Origin of the sequence: Bauldia sp., assembly GCF_965232525.1 — a bacterium.
Taxonomy (GTDB): Bacteria; Pseudomonadota; Alphaproteobacteria; order Rhizobiales; family Kaistiaceae; genus Bauldia.
In genome coordinates, this window is record NZ_OZ246980.1 from 908,564 (window position 1) to 925,324 (window position 16,761).

Consider the following 16,761-nt stretch of genomic DNA (forward strand, 5'->3'; position numbering starts at 1 on the left):
GCCGAAATTGGAACGGCTTTGCGGACGGCCGGCGCTTACGTCTTCAGTTCCATCGCTCCGGCAGCCACGAACCATTCATTGCGGAATGCGGCAACACCCTCGCTGCCATTCGGCCCATAAGGAAACGGCGCCCCATCAAGGGTCACCACCTTGCCGCCGGCAGCGCGCAGCACCGCGTCACCGGCCGCCGTATCCCACTGCATCGTCGTCCCCATCCGCGGGTAGAGATCGGCGCGGCCCTCGGCGACCAGGCAGAACTTCATCGACGAGCCGGCCGAGACCAAGTCACCAACCGGATAGCGCTCGATATAGGCGTCGGTCTCAGGCGTGCGATGGGACTTGCTGGCAACCACATCGACCTTGGCGTCGCCACCGCACCGGCGAACACGGATCGGCTGCCGGTCGACAACCGCATCGCCTTCGACCCGTCCGGCCCAGGCGCCCTCTGGCGTACCGACATGGATAGTGCCGACGGCCGGGGTGTGGACGATGCCCATCACCGGCTCACCATCGCGGATCAGGGCGATGTTGACGGTGAAATCGCTGCCGCCGCGGATGAATTCCTTGGTGCCGTCGAGCGGGTCGACCAGGAAGAAGACATCACCGACGCCGGGCAGATTACCCGCCTCGACGGCCTCCTCCGCGACCACCGGGACGTCCGGCGCGACCTCCCCCAGGCGCGCGAGGATGATCGCCTCGGCGGCGCGGTCGGCCTCGGTGACCGGGGAGGAATCGGCCTTGTGCTCCACGTCGATGGTGCGGGCGCGGACGTCGAGGATCGCGCGACCAGCGGCCAATGCGGCCGGGATCAGCGCTTCGACGAGGTCGGTTTCGGCGGGAATATCTATCATGTCGCTCACGCCGCCTTTAGTACCGGAACCGGGCGCCCGGGCAAGCCTTGGGCCGCGCCAGATTGTCTCAGGTCGGGCCGGTTTTGGCAGTCCGATGTCTCAGGCCGCCAGATCGGCGACCACCGCGTCGAGGACGAAGAAGCCGTCCCGGGTTGCGCGCAGCCGGCCACCGCCGGTGCGCTCGACCATGCCATGGGCGACGAGATCGGCCAGTCGCTCAGGATCGAGGTCGCGACCGGAAATCGCACGGTAGCGGGCGAGATCGATGCCCTCGGCGAGGCGCAGTCCCATCAGCAGCATCTCGTCGCCCTCCTCCTCCGGCGTGAGCAGTTCATCGACGGTCAGGCCATGCCCATGGGCTTCGACCCGGGCGAGCCAGGCTTCCGGCAGGCGTTCTGTCGCCGTCGCGTGGCCACCGTCGGCGAGCTTCAGGCGGCCATGGGCACCGGGGCCGATACCGACATATTCGCCGTAGCGCCAGTAGACCAGATTGTGGCGGGAGGTGGCGCCGGGTCGGGCATGGTTGGAGATCTCGTAGGCCGGCAGACCGGCCGCAGCGGTAGTTTCGCGGGTGATGGCATAGAGCTCCGCGGCGGTCGCCTCGTCGGGTACGACGAGCTTACCGGCCCGATGGAGGGCGGCGAACGGCGTGTCGTCCTCGATGGTGAGCTGGTAGAGGGACAAGTGGTCGGCGGCAAGGTCGAGGGCAACCTTGAGCTCGATCGCCCATTGATCAGGCGTCTGAGCCGGGCGGGCGTAGATCAGGTCGAACGACAGCCGCGGGAAGGTGTCGCGGGCGATGCGGATAGCCGCAAGAGCATCGGCGACATTGTGGAGCCGGCCGAGAAACCGCAGATCGCGGTCGTTCAGAGCCTGCACGCCGAGGGAAACCCGGTTGACGCCGGCGGCGTGGTAGCCGCGAAAGCGGTCCGCCTCGACGCTGGACGGATTGGCTTCAAGCGTCACCTCCGCGTCATCGGCGACGGTCCAGCGGGCGGCGATCGCTTCGAGGATCGCACCGACCGTGGCCGGTTCCATTAGCGACGGGGTGCCGCCGCCGAGAAAAACGCTCGACACCGTTCGTCCGGGGGTCCGGTCGGCGGTTGTCGCGATCTCGCGGGCGAACGCCGCAGCGTAGCGTGCCTGATCCGGCGGCTCGTGGCGGACGTGGGAATTGAAGTCGCAATAAGGGCATTTGGCGGCGCAGAACGGCCAGTGCACGTAAACGCCGAATCCCGGATCGTCGCTCACGAGGCCAGCACCGCGTCGGCGAAGGCGTCGAAGGCGCGGGAGCGATGGGACAATGCCGCCTTCGCTTCCGGCATCATCTCGCCAAAGGTCTGATCGTATCCGTCCGGAACGAAAATCGGGTCGTAGCCGAAGCCATGGGCGCCGCGGGGCGGGAACACCAGGGCTCCCTCGACTTCGCCGCGGTAGGTCACCGCGTTACCGTCGGGGAAGGCGAGGCACAGAACCGCGACGAAAGCGGCCCGGCGATCCTCGGGGCTATCGGCGCCGATGCCGCGGAGATGGTCCTCGACCTTCTGCATCGCGGCGGCGAAATCCCGGTCCGGGCCGGCCCAGCGGGCTGAGTAGATCCCCGGCGCGCCGCCGAGTGCCTCGACTGCGAGACCAGAATCGTCCGACAGCGCCGGGAGCCCGGTCGCGGTCGCGGCCGCCTTGGCCTTGAGGACCGCGTTGGCCTCGAAGGTATCACCGGTCTCGACCGGCTCGGGCAGTCCCAGCTCGGCCGCGCCGACGACGGACAGGCCATGCGGTGCCAGCAACGCCTCGATCTCCGCGACCTTGCCGGCGTTGTGGCTGGCTATGACGATTCTGTCGCCCTTGCGAAGGGTCTGGGGCATGGCGCGCTGCCTAGAGAATCGCCAACTTCTGCAGCTCGACGAGCTGTTTGATGCCGCTTTTGGCCAAAGCCATCAGCGCGCCGAACTCGTCCTCGCTGAACGGGGCGCCCTCCGCGGTGCCCTGTATCTCGACAATGCCGCCGGCGCCGGTCATGACGAAGTTGGCGTCCGTCTCGGCCTCGCTGTCCTCGGCATAGTCGAGGTCGAGGACCGGGGTTCCTCTGTAGATGCCGGCCGAGACTGCCGCGATATGATCGGACAGCGGCGATTTCGGCATCATCTGCCGCGCCATCATCCACTCGATGCAGTCGCGCAAGGCAACCCAGCCGCCGGTGATCGCCGCGGTCCGAGTCCCGCCATCGGCCTGGAGCACGTCGCAATCGATGACGATCTGGCGTTCGCCCAACGCCTTCATGTCGACCACCGCACGCAGCGACCGCCCAACCAGACGCTGAATCTCGAGGGTTCGACCGGACTGCTTGCCGCCGGCAGCCTCCCGCCGGGTCCGCTCATGAGTCGCGCGTGGCAGCATGCCGTACTCGGCGGTTACCCAGCCCTTGCCGGCGCCCCGCAGCCACGGCGGCACTGACGTTTCGAGACTGGCGGTGCACAGCACTCGGGTGTCGCCGAACCGGACCAGGCAGGAGCCCTCGGCATATTTCGACACGCCGCGCTCAAGTTGTACCGGGCGCAGATCGGCCGGCGCGCGTTTCGAAGGCCGGGACGCGGCTTGCTTGGTGTCTTCCATGTCGCTTCTTAGCGGTCGGCCGGCGGCAACGCAAAGCCCTGCTTGAAACCTGACCGAAAACCGACACTTAATACTTAGGTTCCGCGGTTAACCACTCGATGACAAGCCAGCCACCCACCAACTTCCCGATCGGCGCCGGAGCCGGCGATTCGCAGGAATCGGCCATCCAGGGCCTCGATCGCCGCTCCAGAGAGATCTTCCGACGGATCGTCGAGGCGTATCTCGACACTGGCGAACCGGTTGGATCGCGCAACGTATCGCGCCTGCTGCCCGTCTCATTGTCTCCGGCGTCGGTGCGCAATGTGATGGCCGACCTCGAACAACTCGGCCTGATCTACTCGCCGCACACGTCGGCCGGGCGCATGCCGACCGAGGCGGGTCTGCGCTTCTTCGTCGACGCGTTGCTCGAAATCGGCGACCTCTCAGGCGAGGAACGGCGCCGGATCGAAGCGGAAGTGCGGGCGTCCGATCCCGGTCGAACGGTCGAGAACCTGCTGAGCGAGGCGAGCCAGGCCCTTTCCGGCCTGTCGCGCGGGGCAGGCGTTGTGCTCTCCGGCAAGACCGACCTTCGGCTCAAGCATGTCGAGTTCGTGCGCATCGAGCCGAGCCGGGCCCTGGTGGTGCTGGTCGGCGAGGACGGAACGGTCGAAAATCGATTGATCGATCTCGATCCGGACACGGCTCCGTCGGCCCTGGTCGAAGCCGGCAACTACCTCAACACGCGCCTGCGCGGGCTGACCCTGTCCGAAGCGCGGGCGGAACTGGAGAAGCGGGCCGCCGCTTCACGAGCCGAAGTGGACGAGTTGACCAGCAAACTGGTCGACGCGGGCCTCGCCACCTGGGCCGAGGTCGGCGGTGGCGAGCCGGCAACGCTGATCGTGCGCGGCCGCGCCAACCTGCTCGAAGACGTCACCGCCGCCGAGGACCTGGAGCGTATCCGCCGCCTGTTCGACGACCTGGAAACCCAGCGCGAACTGATCCGTCTGCTCGGCCTCGCCGAGGAAGGCGACGGGGTGCGCATCTTCATCGGGTCGGAAAACCAGCTCTTCTCGCTATCCGGCTCGTCACTGGTGGTTTCGCCCTATCGTGACAGCGAACAGCAGGTGATCGGTGTGCTCGGCGTCATCGGACCGACCCGGCTGAACTACGCCCGGATCGTGCCGATGGTCGACTACACGGCCCGAATGGTCAGCCGGCTGTTGGGGTAGGGCTCGCCGTGCCGAGATAGGTGCGCCAGATCGCATTATCGCCGAGCATGGCAAGACGCGCCGCGTGCGCCGCCAACTCCGCCTCCGTGACCCGAAACTGACGTGGCACCGGCCGGGCGCCAACCGTCCGCAGCGGCTGGTCCGGCGTGCCGAAGGCGACACCCTCGATCGCGGCAGTGAGACCGAGGCTCGCCTGGCGGCCACCGATCAGTTCGATATAGACCTCGGACAGCAACTCCGCATCGAGCAACGCGCCGTGAAAAGTCCGGCGGCTGGTGTCGACGAAGTACCGAGCGCAGAGCGCGTCGAGCGAGTTCGGCCCCGCCGGATGCTTGCGACGGGCGAGCATAAGGGAATCGACAATACGGCCCACCGCGATCTTCGGCCGGCCACAGCGCTCGAACTCGGCATTGAGGAAAGCGAGATCAAACTCGGCATTGTGGGCGATCAGCGGCGCGTCGCCGAGGAAATTCGCCAATTCGTCGGCGATCGCAGCGAAAACCGGCTTGTCCGCCAGGAACTTGTCGTCGAGGCCATGGACCTGCTGGGCCTCATACGGCATCGATCGTTCAGGGTTGATGTAGCGGTGAAAGGTCTCGCCGGTCGGGATGTGATTGAGGAGTTCGACGCAGCCGATCTCGACAACGCGGTCGCCATTGTCGGCGGCAAGCCCGGTGGTCTCGGTATCGAAGACGATTTCACGCATGATTCGTCGATGGTGCCGGCGGGGTCGCCGCGACGCAAGCCCGCCGGCGGTCTACTCCGTCTTCTCCCCGGCCTTCTCACGCCGCAGCTCGACGAGTTCGGCGCGGATGGCCGCGAGTTCGCGGGCGACAGCGTCCTCGTGAGCGTTGTGTTCCTCCATGTCGCTCTGGTGCATCGCATTGACGATGATGGCGATAAACAGGTTCAGCACGATGAACGACGTCATCAGAATGAACGGAACGAAGAACACCCAGGCGTAGGGGAACTCGTCCATCACCGGCCGGACGATGCCCATCGACCAGGATTCCAGCGTCATGATCTGGAACAGCGAGAACAGCGACGCCCCGACCGACCCGAACCAGTCGGGGTAGTCCGCGCCGAACAGCTTGGTCGCCATCACCGCCGAGACGTAGAACACCAGAGTCAGCAGCAGGATCACCGATCCCATGGCGGGGATGGCGCCAAGGAGGGCCGTCACCACCTGTCGCATCTGCGGCATGACCGATAACAGCCGGAAAGCCCGAAGAATGCGCAACGCCCGCATGACCGACAGCCACTCGACCGTTGGCACCAAGGCGATGGCGACAATCACGAAGTCGAAAACGTTCCAGCCGCTCCTAAAGAACTGCCAGCGGTAGACGATCAGCTTGATCGCGATCTCGACGACAAAGATCGAAAGCGCCGCCACGTCGAGGGCTATGAGGATCGGACCAAACCGGTCGAACACCGTCGGCGAGGTCTCCAGACCGAGAACCACCGCGTTGAACAGGATGACGCCGATGATGAAACGCTGGGTGACCTTCGCTTCGATGAAGCGTTTGAGCACGGCGATGACGCCGCCGGAGCCGTCGCCCGGCGGATGTCCGGACACCGGTTCGGTTTGGGCCATGACCGCTCGTTCTTCCGTCTCGCGCACGAGGCTTCATCTAGCGATAGCGACTGCGGCCGACAAGCGCCCTTGGATCGGGCTCCCGGCCACAACGGCCGTGCCGGATCAGAAACCGGCGGTGAAGTTGCGCGGCGCGGGCGACAGGACGCCGAGCTGGCCGCGCTCGATCTGGTAGACGGCAAGCGCCCGCTGATTGGTACCGTCCGCGAGAAAGCGAAACGCGCCGTCGACGCCGATGAAGCCGCTGCTCGCGGTCAGCACCTGGTCGGTAAACGCGTTGGACCCGAAGCGACCCGCAAGGCCGGTGGCGAGGCTGGTCGCATCGTAGGCGAGCGACGCATTGCGGAGCGGCGCGCTGCCGAACGCGGCGCGATAGCGCTCCGAGAAGCTGCGGAAGCCGTTGAGATCTGGACCTGGGAACCAGCCGCCGTTCAGGTTGGACTCCGCCGTCACCCGCGGATCGTCCCACTGGCCGGAGCCAAGGAACTGAACCTGGGAGGGGTCGACCTCGTTGGTCGCCAATATCTGGGCGAGGAAGGGCGCCGCATCGCCGCCCTCGGGCATGAACACCGCGTTCACTGTACCCTGCTTGACGATATTGGCGATCGCCGTCGCCTTCTCCTGCATCGAGGCCCGGTCGAGGTTGTACTTCTGAACCGCGACCACCCGTCCGCCGGCGTTCGCAAGAGACCGCTGCAGGGTCGCTTCGACCAGAGTGCCGTAGGCGTTGGCCGGCAGCAGCGCGGCGAACGAGCGTTTGCCCTGGCTCGCGGCATAGCGGACGATCCGGTCGACGTCGCCCTGGGGCAGGAAGCTGATCAGATAGACGCCACGGGCGGCGACCGACGCATCGGTGGAGAACGCCACCACCGGGACCCCTGCAGGCTTGGCGACCGAGGCAGCCGCGGTCACAGCCTCCGCGAACAGCGGGCCGAGGATGATCTGGGCGCCCTCGGAGATCGCCGCACTTGCGGCGGCGCGGGCGCCATCGGGGGTGCCGCGGTCATCCTTGATCAGAATCTGAACCGTCGCCGATTGCGACTCGCGCAACGCCAGTTCGGCCGCGTTGCGCATCTGCCGGGCGAGCTGGCCGGCATTGCCGGTGGCCGACAGAGGCAGCAGCATGCCGACCTTAACCGGGCCGGCACCGATGACCTCGCCAGGAACCGGGCCGCCGGGAATCGCACCGGGGCCGACCAGGCCGCTTGGCGTGCATGCGGCAAGTAGGACGATACCGGCAAGCAAGGCAAACAGTCGGGCGCCGCCCGCGCGTAAACGTTGTGGGCGGAACAATCGATTCTCCCTTAGTCGCCTTATGCCCGGTAAGATCGGGCAAATCATAGGGTCATCCCCGGACCCGTCAAACCCGCCGGATCATCGGCCAGGCGACGATTCCTACAGAGTGCGACGGCATGAGCCAAACACGGACGAACCATCCACCGGACCCGCCGGCCTTCGCCATCAACGGCGTGAAGGTGCCGGCACCGCCGCTGACCGCCGGCTTGTACATCGTCGCCACGCCGATCGGCAACCTCGGCGATATCACCCTTCGCGCCTTGTCGACGCTCGCCGCCGCGGACCTGGTCGCCTGCGAGGACACGCGGATAAGCCGCGTGCTGCTCGACCGGTACGGGATCGCCCAGCCGCTCACGCCCTATCACGAGCACAACGCCGCCGCGCAGCGCCCGCGCCTGCTGACGGCCCTGGATGCCGGTCGCGCCGTGGCTTTGATCTCGGATGCCGGCACGCCGCTCGTCTCCGATCCCGGCTACCGGCTGGTTACCGAAGCGGTTGCCGCGGGGCACCCGGTGGTTCCCGTGCCCGGCGCCTCGGCCCTATTGGCGGCGTTGGTATCCGCGGGTCTACCGACCGATGCCTTTCTGTTCGCCGGGTTCCTGCCCACCAAACAGGAGGGGCGTCGCAAGCGGCTCGCTGCGCTTGCCGGGGTGCCGGCGACGCTGGCGTTCTACGAGTCGCCGAAGCGGCTGGCGGCGGTGCTGGCCAACATGGCGGCGACGCTCGGTGGCGAGCGGCAGGCGGTGGTGGCGCGCGAACTGACCAAGGCGCACGAGTCGGTGCGGCGGGGCAACCTCGACGAGCTCGCCGCCGCCTATGATGGCGAACCGCCGCCGAAAGGCGAAGTCGTGATTCTGGTCGGCCCGCCGGTGGAGGTCGCGCCCGATCCGCAATCGGTCGACGAGCTGCTGGCCGGGTTGCTCGCCACCGGTTCAGTCCGCACCGCCGCCGACGAAGCCGCGGCGCTCACCGGCCTTTCCCGGCGCAAGCTCTATCAAAGGGCGCTCGCCCTGAAGGACCGCGATGCGCCGTCCGACTGATGGATCGGACCGACGCCAGGCGGCCGAACGGCGCGGGCGGCAGGCCGAAACCCTCGCCGCCTGGTGGCTGCGGTTGAAGCGCTATCGGATTCTCGCCCGGCGGTTCCGGAGCGGTGCCGGCGAGATCGACCTGATTGCCCGGCGGGGGCGGACCCTGGTGTTCGTCGAGGTGAAACAGCGGGCGAATGCGAGCGAGGGCTTGGCCGCGGTGAAGCCGGCGGCGCGTCGGAGGATCGCGCGGGCGGCGGAACTCTGGATCGGGCGGAACCCCGCGCTCGCCGGCCTCGACCGCCGCTTCGACGTGATCGTGGCGGTGCCCGGTCGTCTGCCTCGGGACTTTGCCTCGGTCTTCGACAGCGAGGGCCGCATCTGGTAGCCGCTACCGCTTGCCGCTGGCCGGCGGCGATCCCATCTCGCCCAGGCGTGACCATACGGCCGGGTTTCCTACTATCGGAAATATGGGAGTATCCGGGCCGCGTTTTCGGGGGACCTGCTCATGGCGCTGACCGCCGCCTTTCAGATGGACCACATCGCCGACCTGTTGATCGCCGGCGACTCGACCTTTGCCTTGATGCTTGAGGCGGAACGACGCGGCCACAAGCTCTTCCACTACACACCCGGCAGCCTCAGCATGCGCGACGGGCGCGTTCTTGCCCGCGCAGAACCCGTCTCCGTCCGCGACGAGGAAGGGAACCATTTCACCCTTGGCGAGAGCGAGACGATCGATCTTGCCGATCTCGACGCGGTGATGCTGCGCCAGGATCCCCCCTTCGACATGGGCTATATCTCGACCACGCATCTGCTCGAGCGGATTCACCCCAAGACGCTGGTGGTCAACGATCCCGGCCATGTGCGCAACGCCCCGGAGAAGCTGTTCGTCACCGAGTTCGGCGACCTGACCCCGCCGACCCTGATCACCCGCGACCGGGCGGAAATCATCGCGTTTCGCGAGGAATATGGCGACATCATCGTCAAGCCGCTCTACGGCAATGGGGGCGCCGGCGTCTTCCGCATTGCCGGCGGCGACGAGAACCTGGCAGCGTTGCTGGAGATTTTCGAGGACGTCTACCGCGAACCGTTCGTCATCCAGCGCTACCTGCCGGAGGTGCGTCAGGGCGATAAACGTATCATCCTGGTCGACGGCGAGGCGGTCGGGATCATCAACCGCATTCCCGCCGCCGGCGAGGCGCGCTCCAATATGCACGTTGGAGGCAAGGCGGTGCCGGCCGAGATGACCGATCGCGATCGCGAGATTTGCGCGGCGATCGGGCCGACGCTGCGCGACCGCGGCCTGATTTTCGTCGGCATCGATGTGATTGGCGACTACCTCACCGAGATCAACGTGACCTCGCCGACCGGCATCCGCGAGGTCAAACGGTTCGGCGGCGCCGATATCGCGGCGCTGATCTGGGATGCGACTGAGGCCAGGCTGGGATAGCGCGGGCCTATGCCGCGCGTCAGTGGGCGGAGGATGCCGCGAGGCCGATCAGGTACTGCCGCACGGCAGCCTCGGCAACAGCCGGATCGCCGGACGCGACGGTGTCGGCGATGGCGCGAAGTTCGTCCCGCATGTGGGTTCGCACCAGGTCGGCGACCGGCGCCTGGCTCTGGCGGCCGTCGAAGTTGCTGCGCCGGCGGCTCGCCAGGATCTGGTCGAAGATCGATACCAGAAAGTCGTTGCCGGCGGCGACATAGAGGCAGCGCGAGAACTGGTAGATCGCTTCCTTGAAAGTCAGCCAGTCGCGTGCGGCGGCCGTGGCGTCGGCGGCAGTGCGCAACGCGTCGAACGCTGCCGGGTCGCCGGCTTCGGCCACCTTCGCCGCGAGCCGGGGCTCGATGTAGAGGCGGGCCTCCAGCGTCTCCTGGAAATCGAGGACGCCGCTCGCCGTCAGGTCGACCCCGGCATCGCCCATCTCGATGATCTTGGGCGCATCGTCGGAGAGGTAGGTGCCGCTGCCGATCTTGCGCTCCACCAGCCCTTCTTTTTGCAGCATCAACAGCGCGTCACGGACCTGGGTACGGGTCGCGCCGTTGAGTGCGGCGAGCTTGCGCTCGTTCGGCATCCGCCCGCCGGGCGCGATCGTGCCGGAGCGGATCAGGTCGAGGATGTCTTCGTACACCCGGAAACTGCGGGATTGGGTCAAGGCTAAGCTAGGCTCTCAATCGGTCAACCAATTGGTTGGTCGTCTAGCCCATGCTCTCAACGGTTTCAAGCAGAATCCATTTCGAACATTGACCATTCATAGGAACTGGTTGACTCATCGGCCGGAGAGTTATTCAATTGGCTTACCATATTGGTCGGCAATCGGTTGACCAATAGAGAAGACATGGAGAGAGCCAATGTATCGTTCATGGCGTTCCCGGTGGCGGCCTTTGCCCGTCGTGGCAGCCGCCGCATCATTCATCGCGATTTCAGGCTGGGCTACCGGCGCATCCGCCTTCGACTGGCAGCAGTTCGACGGTGAGGAGATCACCGTGATGATGCCGGAACACCCGGTCACCGACGGGGTGCGGACCCTCGTCGATCAGTTCCAGGCGGACACCGGCATTACCGTCAATCTGCAGACGATGGCCGAGGACCTCTATTTCGACCGGATGGAGGTCGCGCTCCGCGGCGAAGGCAACAACTCGGTGATGGACGTCTATTTCCTGCCGATGGATTCGACCGCCTACACCCAGTTCACCAACGGCCTGGTCCACTCGCTGCAGGGCTTCATCGACGATCCCGACATGACGTCGGCCGACTACGACATCGCCGACATTCCTGCCGGTTTCCTGGACTCGACCAAATATGACGTCGACGGCACCTGGGAATTTCACGGCATCCCAGCTTCGTTCGAGACGTACATCCTCTTCTACAACAAGGACATTGTCGACGAGTACCTGGATGGCCAGGTGCCGGAAACGATGGCGGAGTTGCTGGAAGCCGCGCGGACAGTCAAGGAGAGCAGCGACGGGCGGATCGCCGGTGCGGCGATGCGCGGTATCCGTTCCGACACGCTGATCGACACGATCACCGGCATCGTCAACAACAGCGTCGGCGCCGGTACCCGCGAGGCGCCGTACAATGTCTGGTTCGACGGGAACTGGGACAGCCCGCGGCTCGACAATCCCGACATCGCCCGCGGCCTGTCCAACTATGCTGAACTGATGAAGGCCGGACCGGTCAACATCCAGGCGATGGACTGGCCGGACGCCTCACAACTCTTCCAGGCCGGCGGCGCCGCGTTCTTCATCGATGCCAGCCTGTTCGGCCCGGGCTTCGAAAACCCCGATGAATCGCCGATCGCCGGCAAGACCGGCTACGCGGTGATCCCGATCGACAATGACGAAGGGGAGCCCTACACCGCCCACTGGCAGTGGGGCTATGGCATTCCCGCCAATGCATCGAACCCTGGCGCCGGCTGGTATTTCATCCAGTACATGACCAACAAGGACAACGAGCCGGAAATCGGCAAGCTGCATGGCGGCGCACCGCGGCTGTCCTCGTGGGAGAACGCCGACTATGCCGGCGCGTTCAATCCCGACTACGTAGCCACGGTGTTCGAAGCGATGCCGAACTCGCAGACCTCCGTCGTCCAGCGCGCCGGATGGAGCGAATTCGCGCTGCGGATCGTTGACGCCATCCAGGCGATGTACGGCGGCGAGACACCGGACGCGGCAGCGGCCGCCGCGCAGGAAGACTTCATGGAAATGGTCGCGAACTGACTTAAGGTTCCAACCAACCGGTCACGCGGGGCGCGTGCCTGCTCCGCGTGACCACTTGCTCCGAGAATCGACAATGAGCGGGCAGGCCACCGCATCGGTCAACATGCCGAGAACGTCCAAACGCGGACCCTCGGAGATTTCCGCGTTCTGGTTCATCCTGCCCTGCCTCGCCATCCTCGCCTTTACTTCGCTCTATCCCGTCGTCTTCGGTTTCGGCATTTCGCTGACCAACTGGAACTGGGGCAGTCAGCTCGACTTCGTCGGCTTGGATAACTACGCGCAGCTTTTCTCCGACGCCGAGTTCTGGACGGTCTTGAGAAACACCGGCGTTTTCGCTGTTGCCGCGACCGCCATTGAAATCACGCTCGGCTTCTACCTGGCGGTTCAGGTCGACAAGCTGAAGATTCGCACCGACGTTCTGCGCGCGCTGTTGATGTTGCCGCTGATGGTGTCGGGGATCGTCGTCGCCCTGATGTCAAAGGTGATGTTCGATCCGTTCCTCGGCGTCATCAATTATCTCGCCAGCTTCTTCGGCCTTGGGCCATCGGCGTTCTACGGCGCCGCGGCCACCGCGATGCCGAGCATCGTCGCGGTCGACGTCTGGTGGCAGACCGCCTTCGTCTTCATCATCATGCTCGCCGGGCTGAAGGGGCTGCCGAAGGACCCGATCGAGGCTGCCCAAGTCGAGGGCGCCAATGGATTCACCATCTTCTGGCGGATCAAGTTCCCTCTGCTCCGGCCGCTGCTGATTACCGTGCTGGTGATCCGCGCCATCGATACGCTCAAAGTCTTCGACATCGTCTTCGGCACCACCGGCGGCGGACCCGGTCTCGCCACCGAGGTGGTGCAAACCTACGTCTACCGGACCGCATACAGCTTCCAGCAGATCGGTAAGGCGATGGCGGTGATGGTGATCTTCTCGATCATCATCCTCGGTATCTCATTGCTCCTGCAGACGTTTCAGGACGATCGCGACGCGAGGCCGACGAAATGAACGCCCGGGTCGCCGGACAATCGATATCGCGCGCCTGGGCGTATGTGTTCACCGGGGCGATGGTACTGTTCAGCCTGTTCCCGGTTTATTGGGTGCTGACCGTCTCGCTGAAGTCCCGCAAGGACGGGCTCGCCAACCCACCGATGTGGATCTTCGACCCGATCGTCGACAACTACGTCAAGCTGTGGGAACACACGACCTTCAAGTACACGTTTCTCAACTCGGTGATCATCACCGCGATCGGCGTGACGCTGTCGCTGGCGATTGCCTTGCCGGCCGCCTATGCGGTTTGCCGGCTCAAGGTTCGTGGCGCCCGGTGGATCAATCTGTGGCTGATCCTGGCTTACATGTTGCCGGAGTTTCTATTCATCATCCCGATGTTCTCGCTCTACCAATGGACCGGCCTCTACGACACCCACATCGGCCTGGCGCTGATCTACCAGGTCCACGTTCTGCCGCTTTCGATCTGGCTGCTGTCTTCCTTCTTCCGCGAGATCAACCCGGCGATCGACGAAGCGGCACGCATCGAGGGCTGCAGCCATTGGCAGGTGCTGATCCGCATCTATGTTCCGTGCGCCCTGCCGGGTGTGGTCGCCACCGCCATCCTCAACGCCATCTGGATCTGGAACGAACTGGCGATCGCCCTCGGCCTGACCTTTTCCCGGGCCGAGACCGTCACCCTCGGCGTCACCAGTTTCCGCGGCTATGCCGCGCTCGATTGGGGGGCGATGACCGCTGCTTCGATCGTCGCGATTATTCCGATGTTCATCTTCGCGATCTTTGCCCAAAAACACATCGTCAAAGGCCTCACCCTCGGCGCCGTCAAAGGATAGTTCATGGCTTTTAAGGAATCCGACGTTCCCCAGTTCGACACGGTCTTCGGCCGCAACCTGCTGGCCGAAGTGCCTGACTTCGTCGCCGCCCCTATTCTCGTCGTGACGATGGCGGACCTGTGGCCGAAGTTTCGCGACGCGCTGCCCGGTGTCGACGTTTACTTCGTCGAGTCGATGGAACGGCAACGGCTGGAAGCCGATCTCGACAGCGCGAGTGGAGCCGCGTCCATCGTCGGGCTCGGTGGCGGTCAGGCGATCGACGCCGCCAAATATTTCGCCTGGCGCGCCGGCAAGCCGCTGTTCCAGTTTCCCACGTCACTGTCAGTCGATGCCGTTTTTGGCCATCGCGCCGGCGTGCGCGAAGACAGGCTGGTGCGGTATGTCGGCTGGGCGGTTCCTGAGACGGTTTATATCGACCTCGACATCATCGAAGCCGCGCCGCGGGAGCTCAACCTCGGCGGGCTCGGTGACGTCTTCTGCTTCTTCACAGGCGTAATGGATTGGCGCTACGCCGCGGCACAGGGCAAATGCGAAGCGAAGTGGCCTTATGACGAGTCGCTCGCCGATATCTCGCTCGCCAAGGCGGAAGCGGCACTTGCGGCAATGGACGATATCCGCGCCCTCAACGATCGCGGTATCGCCGTGATGGTCGACGCCCTGCGGTGGGGCGGCGCCTCGTTCCACGCCGCCGGCTGGAACCCGCGCCACATTGAAGGTGTCGAGCACTTCATCTTCTATGCCCTCGAGGCCGGCACCGGGAAAAAGTTCCTGCACGGGCAGGCGGTCTGCCTTGGGCTTATCCTTGGCTGCATGATGCACGATCAGCGGACTGATGAGCTGTTGGCCGCCGTCCATTCCGCCGGAATCGACATCCGGCCGGAGGCCATGGATATCACCTGGGACGATGTCCGGACCGCAATGAAGGGCCTCCAGAGTTTCGTGCGCGACGAAGGCCTTGCCTACGGCATCGCCCATGACTTTGACGTGACCGACGCCTTTCTGGACGCCGCACAGGCCAAGATCGAAGGAGCCTACGGCGCATGGACGCGGTGAGCCGGACCGGCGGGGCGACTACCGGCGCGACCGAGCAACGGCTCGCCCGTCTCGGCATCGTGTTGCCGTCGGTACCGACGGCGATCGGCAATTTCGAGCTGGGGGTGGTCGACGGCACGACGCTGATCCTCTCGGGCCAGGGACCGGTGATGGAGGACGGGTTTCTCGCCACCGGCCGTGTCGGCGACGATGTCAGCGTCGGCGATGCCTATCGACACGCGTGGCACACGGGACTCGTCCTGATCAGCGCCATGCAAACCATGCTTGGCGGCCTCGACCACGTCCAGCAAGTGCTGCGCATCTTCGGCATGGTCAACGCCACGCCCGATTTCCGCGACCATCCACGGGTCGTCGACGGGTGCTCGGACCTGATGCACCAGGTGTTCGAGACGCGCGGCCGCCATGCCCGCTGCGCCATCGGTGTCGGCTCGCTGCCCGGCGGCATCTCGGTCGAGATCGAGGCATCGGTGGCGATTGTGCCGGGCTGGGAGCCGGACCCGTGACCGATATCCGGTTCGAGGGGGTCGCCAAGCGGTTTTCCGACTCCGTCGAGGTGATCCGCGATCTGAACCTTCACATCGTCGATGGCGAGTTGATGGTGCTGGTCGGCCCATCCGGCTGCGCCAAGTCGACCACGCTCAGGATGATCGCCGGGCTCGAAACAATCAGCGATGGCGACCTGTGGATCGGCGGCGAGAGGGCCAATCAGCTCTCCCCGGCGGAGCGCAACATCTCGATGGTGTTCCAGTCTTACGCGTTGTTTCCCAACATGACCGTGCGCGGCAACCTGTCTTTCGGGATGCAGATCCGCGGTCAGGCCCGCGCCGATATCGCCGGGGAGGTGGACCGCATTGCCGAGATGCTGGGCCTGACGCCCCTGCTCGACCGCAAGCCGCGGCAGCTCTCCGGCGGCCAGGCCCAGCGGGTTGCGCTTGGCCGGGCGATGATCCGGCGGCCGGCGGCGTTTCTGTTCGACGAGCCGCTCTCAAACCTCGACGCCGAACTCCGCGTACAGATGCGCGGCGAAATCAGCGAGATGCAAAAATCGCTCGGAACCACGACGGTTTATGTCACCCATGATCAGGTGGAAGCGATGACCATGGGCCACCGGATCGCGGTCATGAACAAGGGGGCGATCATGCAGGTCGGGACGCCGATCGAACTCTACGACGCACCAGCCAACCTGTTCGTCGCCGGCTTCATCGGCAGTCCGAAGATGAACTTTGTCGCCGTGACCAACGGCGCGTGCCTGGGACAGCCTCTCCCGCAAAGCGTCGCGCCAAGAAGCGCAAGCGGGCTAACCCTCGGCGTACGCCCGGAACACGTGCTGCTCGGCACGGCCAGCGGCCCGGACAGCCTTTCCCTGGCCGGTAAGGTCGGCCGCATAGAAGACCTGGGACACGAGAACCTGGTTCATCTCACGGTGCCGGCCACCAGCGAGACGCTGGTCCTGCGCGCCCCGGGCCGTGCGCGGGCGCAGATCCGATCCGACGACACGATCGATGTGACGATCCCGCACTCCGAGACCAAGCTGTTCGACGTCGAAACCGGCGATCGGATTAGGTGAAAAC

The 16,761-nt window shown here is 65.4% G+C and carries 18 protein-coding genes; 10 read left to right on the forward strand and 8 right to left on the reverse strand.

Going from position 1 to position 16,761, the window contains the following annotated elements:
* Positions 1-35: 35 nt before the first annotated feature.
* From cysQ to rph, 4 genes are all read right to left on the reverse strand, one after another.
* Entirely contained in the window at positions 36-851 is an 816-nt protein-coding gene (gene cysQ, locus ACO076_RS04305; RefSeq protein WP_421725499.1) for a 3'(2'),5'-bisphosphate nucleotidase CysQ, read from the reverse strand.
* Positions 852-950: 99 nt separating this feature from the next.
* Positions 951-2,102: a radical SAM family heme chaperone HemW gene (gene hemW / locus ACO076_RS04310; RefSeq protein ID WP_421725500.1), complete on the reverse strand. Its 1,152-nt coding sequence runs from the start codon at positions 2,100-2,102 to the stop codon at positions 951-953.
* Complete coding sequence (gene rdgB / locus ACO076_RS04315) at positions 2,099-2,716, reverse strand: RdgB/HAM1 family non-canonical purine NTP pyrophosphatase (RefSeq protein ID WP_421725501.1); 618 nt, start codon at positions 2,714-2,716, stop codon at positions 2,099-2,101. Before rdgB ends, hemW begins: the two co-directional genes overlap by 4 nt.
* Positions 2,717-2,726: 10 nt before the next feature.
* Positions 2,727-3,464 carry a ribonuclease PH gene (gene rph, locus ACO076_RS04320; RefSeq protein WP_421725502.1) on the reverse strand — a complete coding sequence of 246 codons (738 nt, stop codon included), beginning with the start codon at positions 3,462-3,464 and terminating at the stop codon, positions 2,727-2,729.
* A 98-nt stretch (positions 3,465-3,562) separates the two neighbouring features.
* Here rph and hrcA point away from each other — a divergent pair, with 98 nt between their 5' ends.
* Complete coding sequence (gene hrcA, locus ACO076_RS04325; RefSeq protein WP_421725503.1) at positions 3,563-4,672, forward strand: heat-inducible transcriptional repressor HrcA; 1,110 nt, start codon at positions 3,563-3,565, stop codon at positions 4,670-4,672.
* On the opposite strand, the gene dnaQ is transcribed toward hrcA, so the two are convergent.
* The 3 genes from dnaQ to ACO076_RS04340 all read right to left on the reverse strand — a co-directional run bounded on the left by dnaQ (position 4,653) and on the right by ACO076_RS04340 (position 7,559).
* A complete protein-coding gene (gene dnaQ / locus ACO076_RS04330) occupies positions 4,653-5,378 on the reverse strand; it encodes a DNA polymerase III subunit epsilon (protein WP_421725504.1) in 726 nt (241 codons plus the stop codon). The genes hrcA and dnaQ overlap by 20 nt on opposite strands.
* Positions 5,379-5,429: 51 nt before the next feature.
* Positions 5,430-6,266 (reverse strand): ion transporter, encoded by an 837-nt coding sequence (locus tag ACO076_RS04335; RefSeq protein ID WP_421725505.1) that lies wholly within the window; start codon positions 6,264-6,266, stop codon positions 5,430-5,432.
* 105 nt (positions 6,267-6,371) lie between these two features.
* The gene (locus tag ACO076_RS04340; protein WP_421725506.1) at positions 6,372-7,559 is read right to left on the reverse strand and encodes a penicillin-binding protein activator; all 1,188 of its coding nucleotides are present in this window, start codon (positions 7,557-7,559) and stop codon (positions 6,372-6,374) included.
* 119 nt (positions 7,560-7,678) lie between these two features.
* Between ACO076_RS04340 and rsmI the strand changes: the two genes are divergently transcribed.
* The 3 genes from rsmI (at position 7,679) to gshB (ending at position 10,040) form a co-directional block, all read left to right on the forward strand.
* Complete coding sequence (gene rsmI / locus ACO076_RS04345) at positions 7,679-8,602, forward strand: 16S rRNA (cytidine(1402)-2'-O)-methyltransferase (protein ID WP_421725507.1); 924 nt, start codon at positions 7,679-7,681, stop codon at positions 8,600-8,602.
* Entirely contained in the window at positions 8,586-8,978 is a 393-nt protein-coding gene (locus ACO076_RS04350) for a YraN family protein (RefSeq protein WP_421725508.1), read from the forward strand. The genes rsmI and ACO076_RS04350 overlap by 17 nt, the downstream gene beginning before the upstream one ends.
* Positions 8,979-9,098: 120 nt before the next feature.
* Positions 9,099-10,040 carry a glutathione synthase gene (gshB, locus tag ACO076_RS04355; protein ID WP_421725509.1) on the forward strand — a complete coding sequence of 314 codons (942 nt, stop codon included), beginning with the start codon at positions 9,099-9,101 and terminating at the stop codon, positions 10,038-10,040.
* A 19-nt stretch (positions 10,041-10,059) separates the two neighbouring features.
* On the opposite strand, the gene ACO076_RS04360 is transcribed toward gshB, so the two are convergent.
* Positions 10,060-10,746 (reverse strand): FadR/GntR family transcriptional regulator, encoded by a 687-nt coding sequence (locus tag ACO076_RS04360; RefSeq protein WP_421725510.1) that lies wholly within the window; start codon positions 10,744-10,746, stop codon positions 10,060-10,062.
* Positions 10,747-10,984: 238 nt separating this feature from the next.
* Here ACO076_RS04360 and ACO076_RS04365 point away from each other — a divergent pair, with 238 nt between their 5' ends.
* The 6 genes from ACO076_RS04365 (at position 10,985) to ACO076_RS04390 (ending at position 16,757) form a co-directional block, all read left to right on the forward strand.
* A complete protein-coding gene (locus tag ACO076_RS04365; protein WP_421726668.1) occupies positions 10,985-12,310 on the forward strand; it encodes an extracellular solute-binding protein in 1,326 nt (441 codons plus the stop codon).
* A gap of 73 nt (positions 12,311-12,383) precedes the next feature.
* Positions 12,384-13,304 carry a carbohydrate ABC transporter permease gene (locus ACO076_RS04370; protein WP_421725511.1) on the forward strand — a complete coding sequence of 307 codons (921 nt, stop codon included), beginning with the start codon at positions 12,384-12,386 and terminating at the stop codon, positions 13,302-13,304.
* Positions 13,301-14,137 (forward strand): carbohydrate ABC transporter permease, encoded by an 837-nt coding sequence (locus ACO076_RS04375; protein WP_421725512.1) that lies wholly within the window; start codon positions 13,301-13,303, stop codon positions 14,135-14,137. Before ACO076_RS04370 ends, ACO076_RS04375 begins: the two co-directional genes overlap by 4 nt.
* A 3-nt stretch (positions 14,138-14,140) precedes the next feature.
* Positions 14,141-15,190 (forward strand): iron-containing alcohol dehydrogenase, encoded by a 1,050-nt coding sequence (locus ACO076_RS04380; RefSeq protein WP_421725513.1) that lies wholly within the window; start codon positions 14,141-14,143, stop codon positions 15,188-15,190.
* Entirely contained in the window at positions 15,178-15,693 is a 516-nt protein-coding gene (locus ACO076_RS04385) for a RidA family protein (protein ID WP_421725514.1), read from the forward strand. The genes ACO076_RS04380 and ACO076_RS04385 overlap by 13 nt, the downstream gene beginning before the upstream one ends.
* Complete coding sequence (locus tag ACO076_RS04390; protein ID WP_421725515.1) at positions 15,690-16,757, forward strand: ABC transporter ATP-binding protein; 1,068 nt, start codon at positions 15,690-15,692, stop codon at positions 16,755-16,757. The genes ACO076_RS04385 and ACO076_RS04390 overlap by 4 nt, the downstream gene beginning before the upstream one ends.
* Positions 16,758-16,761: the final 4 nt, after the last annotated feature.

Excerpts from the sequence above, each read along its gene's own strand:
- cysQ (WP_421725499.1), bottom strand. The coding sequence starts at position 851 with ATGATAGATATTCCCGCCGAAACCGACCTCGTCGAAGCGCTGATCCCG.
- rdgB (WP_421725501.1), bottom strand. The coding sequence starts at position 2,716 with ATGCCCCAGACCCTTCGCAAGGGCGACAGAATCGTCATAGCCAGCCAC.
- rph (WP_421725502.1), bottom strand. The coding sequence starts at position 3,464 with ATGGAAGACACCAAGCAAGCCGCGTCCCGGCCTTCGAAACGCGCGCCG.
- hrcA (WP_421725503.1), top strand. The coding sequence starts at position 3,563 with ATGACAAGCCAGCCACCCACCAACTTCCCGATCGGCGCCGGAGCCGGC.
- dnaQ (WP_421725504.1), bottom strand. The coding sequence starts at position 5,378 with ATGCGTGAAATCGTCTTCGATACCGAGACCACCGGGCTTGCCGCCGAC.
- ACO076_RS04335 (WP_421725505.1), bottom strand. The coding sequence starts at position 6,266 with ATGGCCCAAACCGAACCGGTGTCCGGACATCCGCCGGGCGACGGCTCC.
- rsmI (WP_421725507.1), top strand. The coding sequence starts at position 7,679 with ATGAGCCAAACACGGACGAACCATCCACCGGACCCGCCGGCCTTCGCC.
- ACO076_RS04350 (WP_421725508.1), top strand. The coding sequence starts at position 8,586 with ATGCGCCGTCCGACTGATGGATCGGACCGACGCCAGGCGGCCGAACGG.
- gshB (WP_421725509.1), top strand. The coding sequence starts at position 9,099 with ATGGCGCTGACCGCCGCCTTTCAGATGGACCACATCGCCGACCTGTTG.
- ACO076_RS04370 (WP_421725511.1), top strand. The coding sequence starts at position 12,384 with ATGAGCGGGCAGGCCACCGCATCGGTCAACATGCCGAGAACGTCCAAA.
- ACO076_RS04375 (WP_421725512.1), top strand. The coding sequence starts at position 13,301 with ATGAACGCCCGGGTCGCCGGACAATCGATATCGCGCGCCTGGGCGTAT.
- ACO076_RS04380 (WP_421725513.1), top strand. The coding sequence starts at position 14,141 with ATGGCTTTTAAGGAATCCGACGTTCCCCAGTTCGACACGGTCTTCGGC.
- ACO076_RS04385 (WP_421725514.1), top strand. The coding sequence starts at position 15,178 with ATGGACGCGGTGAGCCGGACCGGCGGGGCGACTACCGGCGCGACCGAG.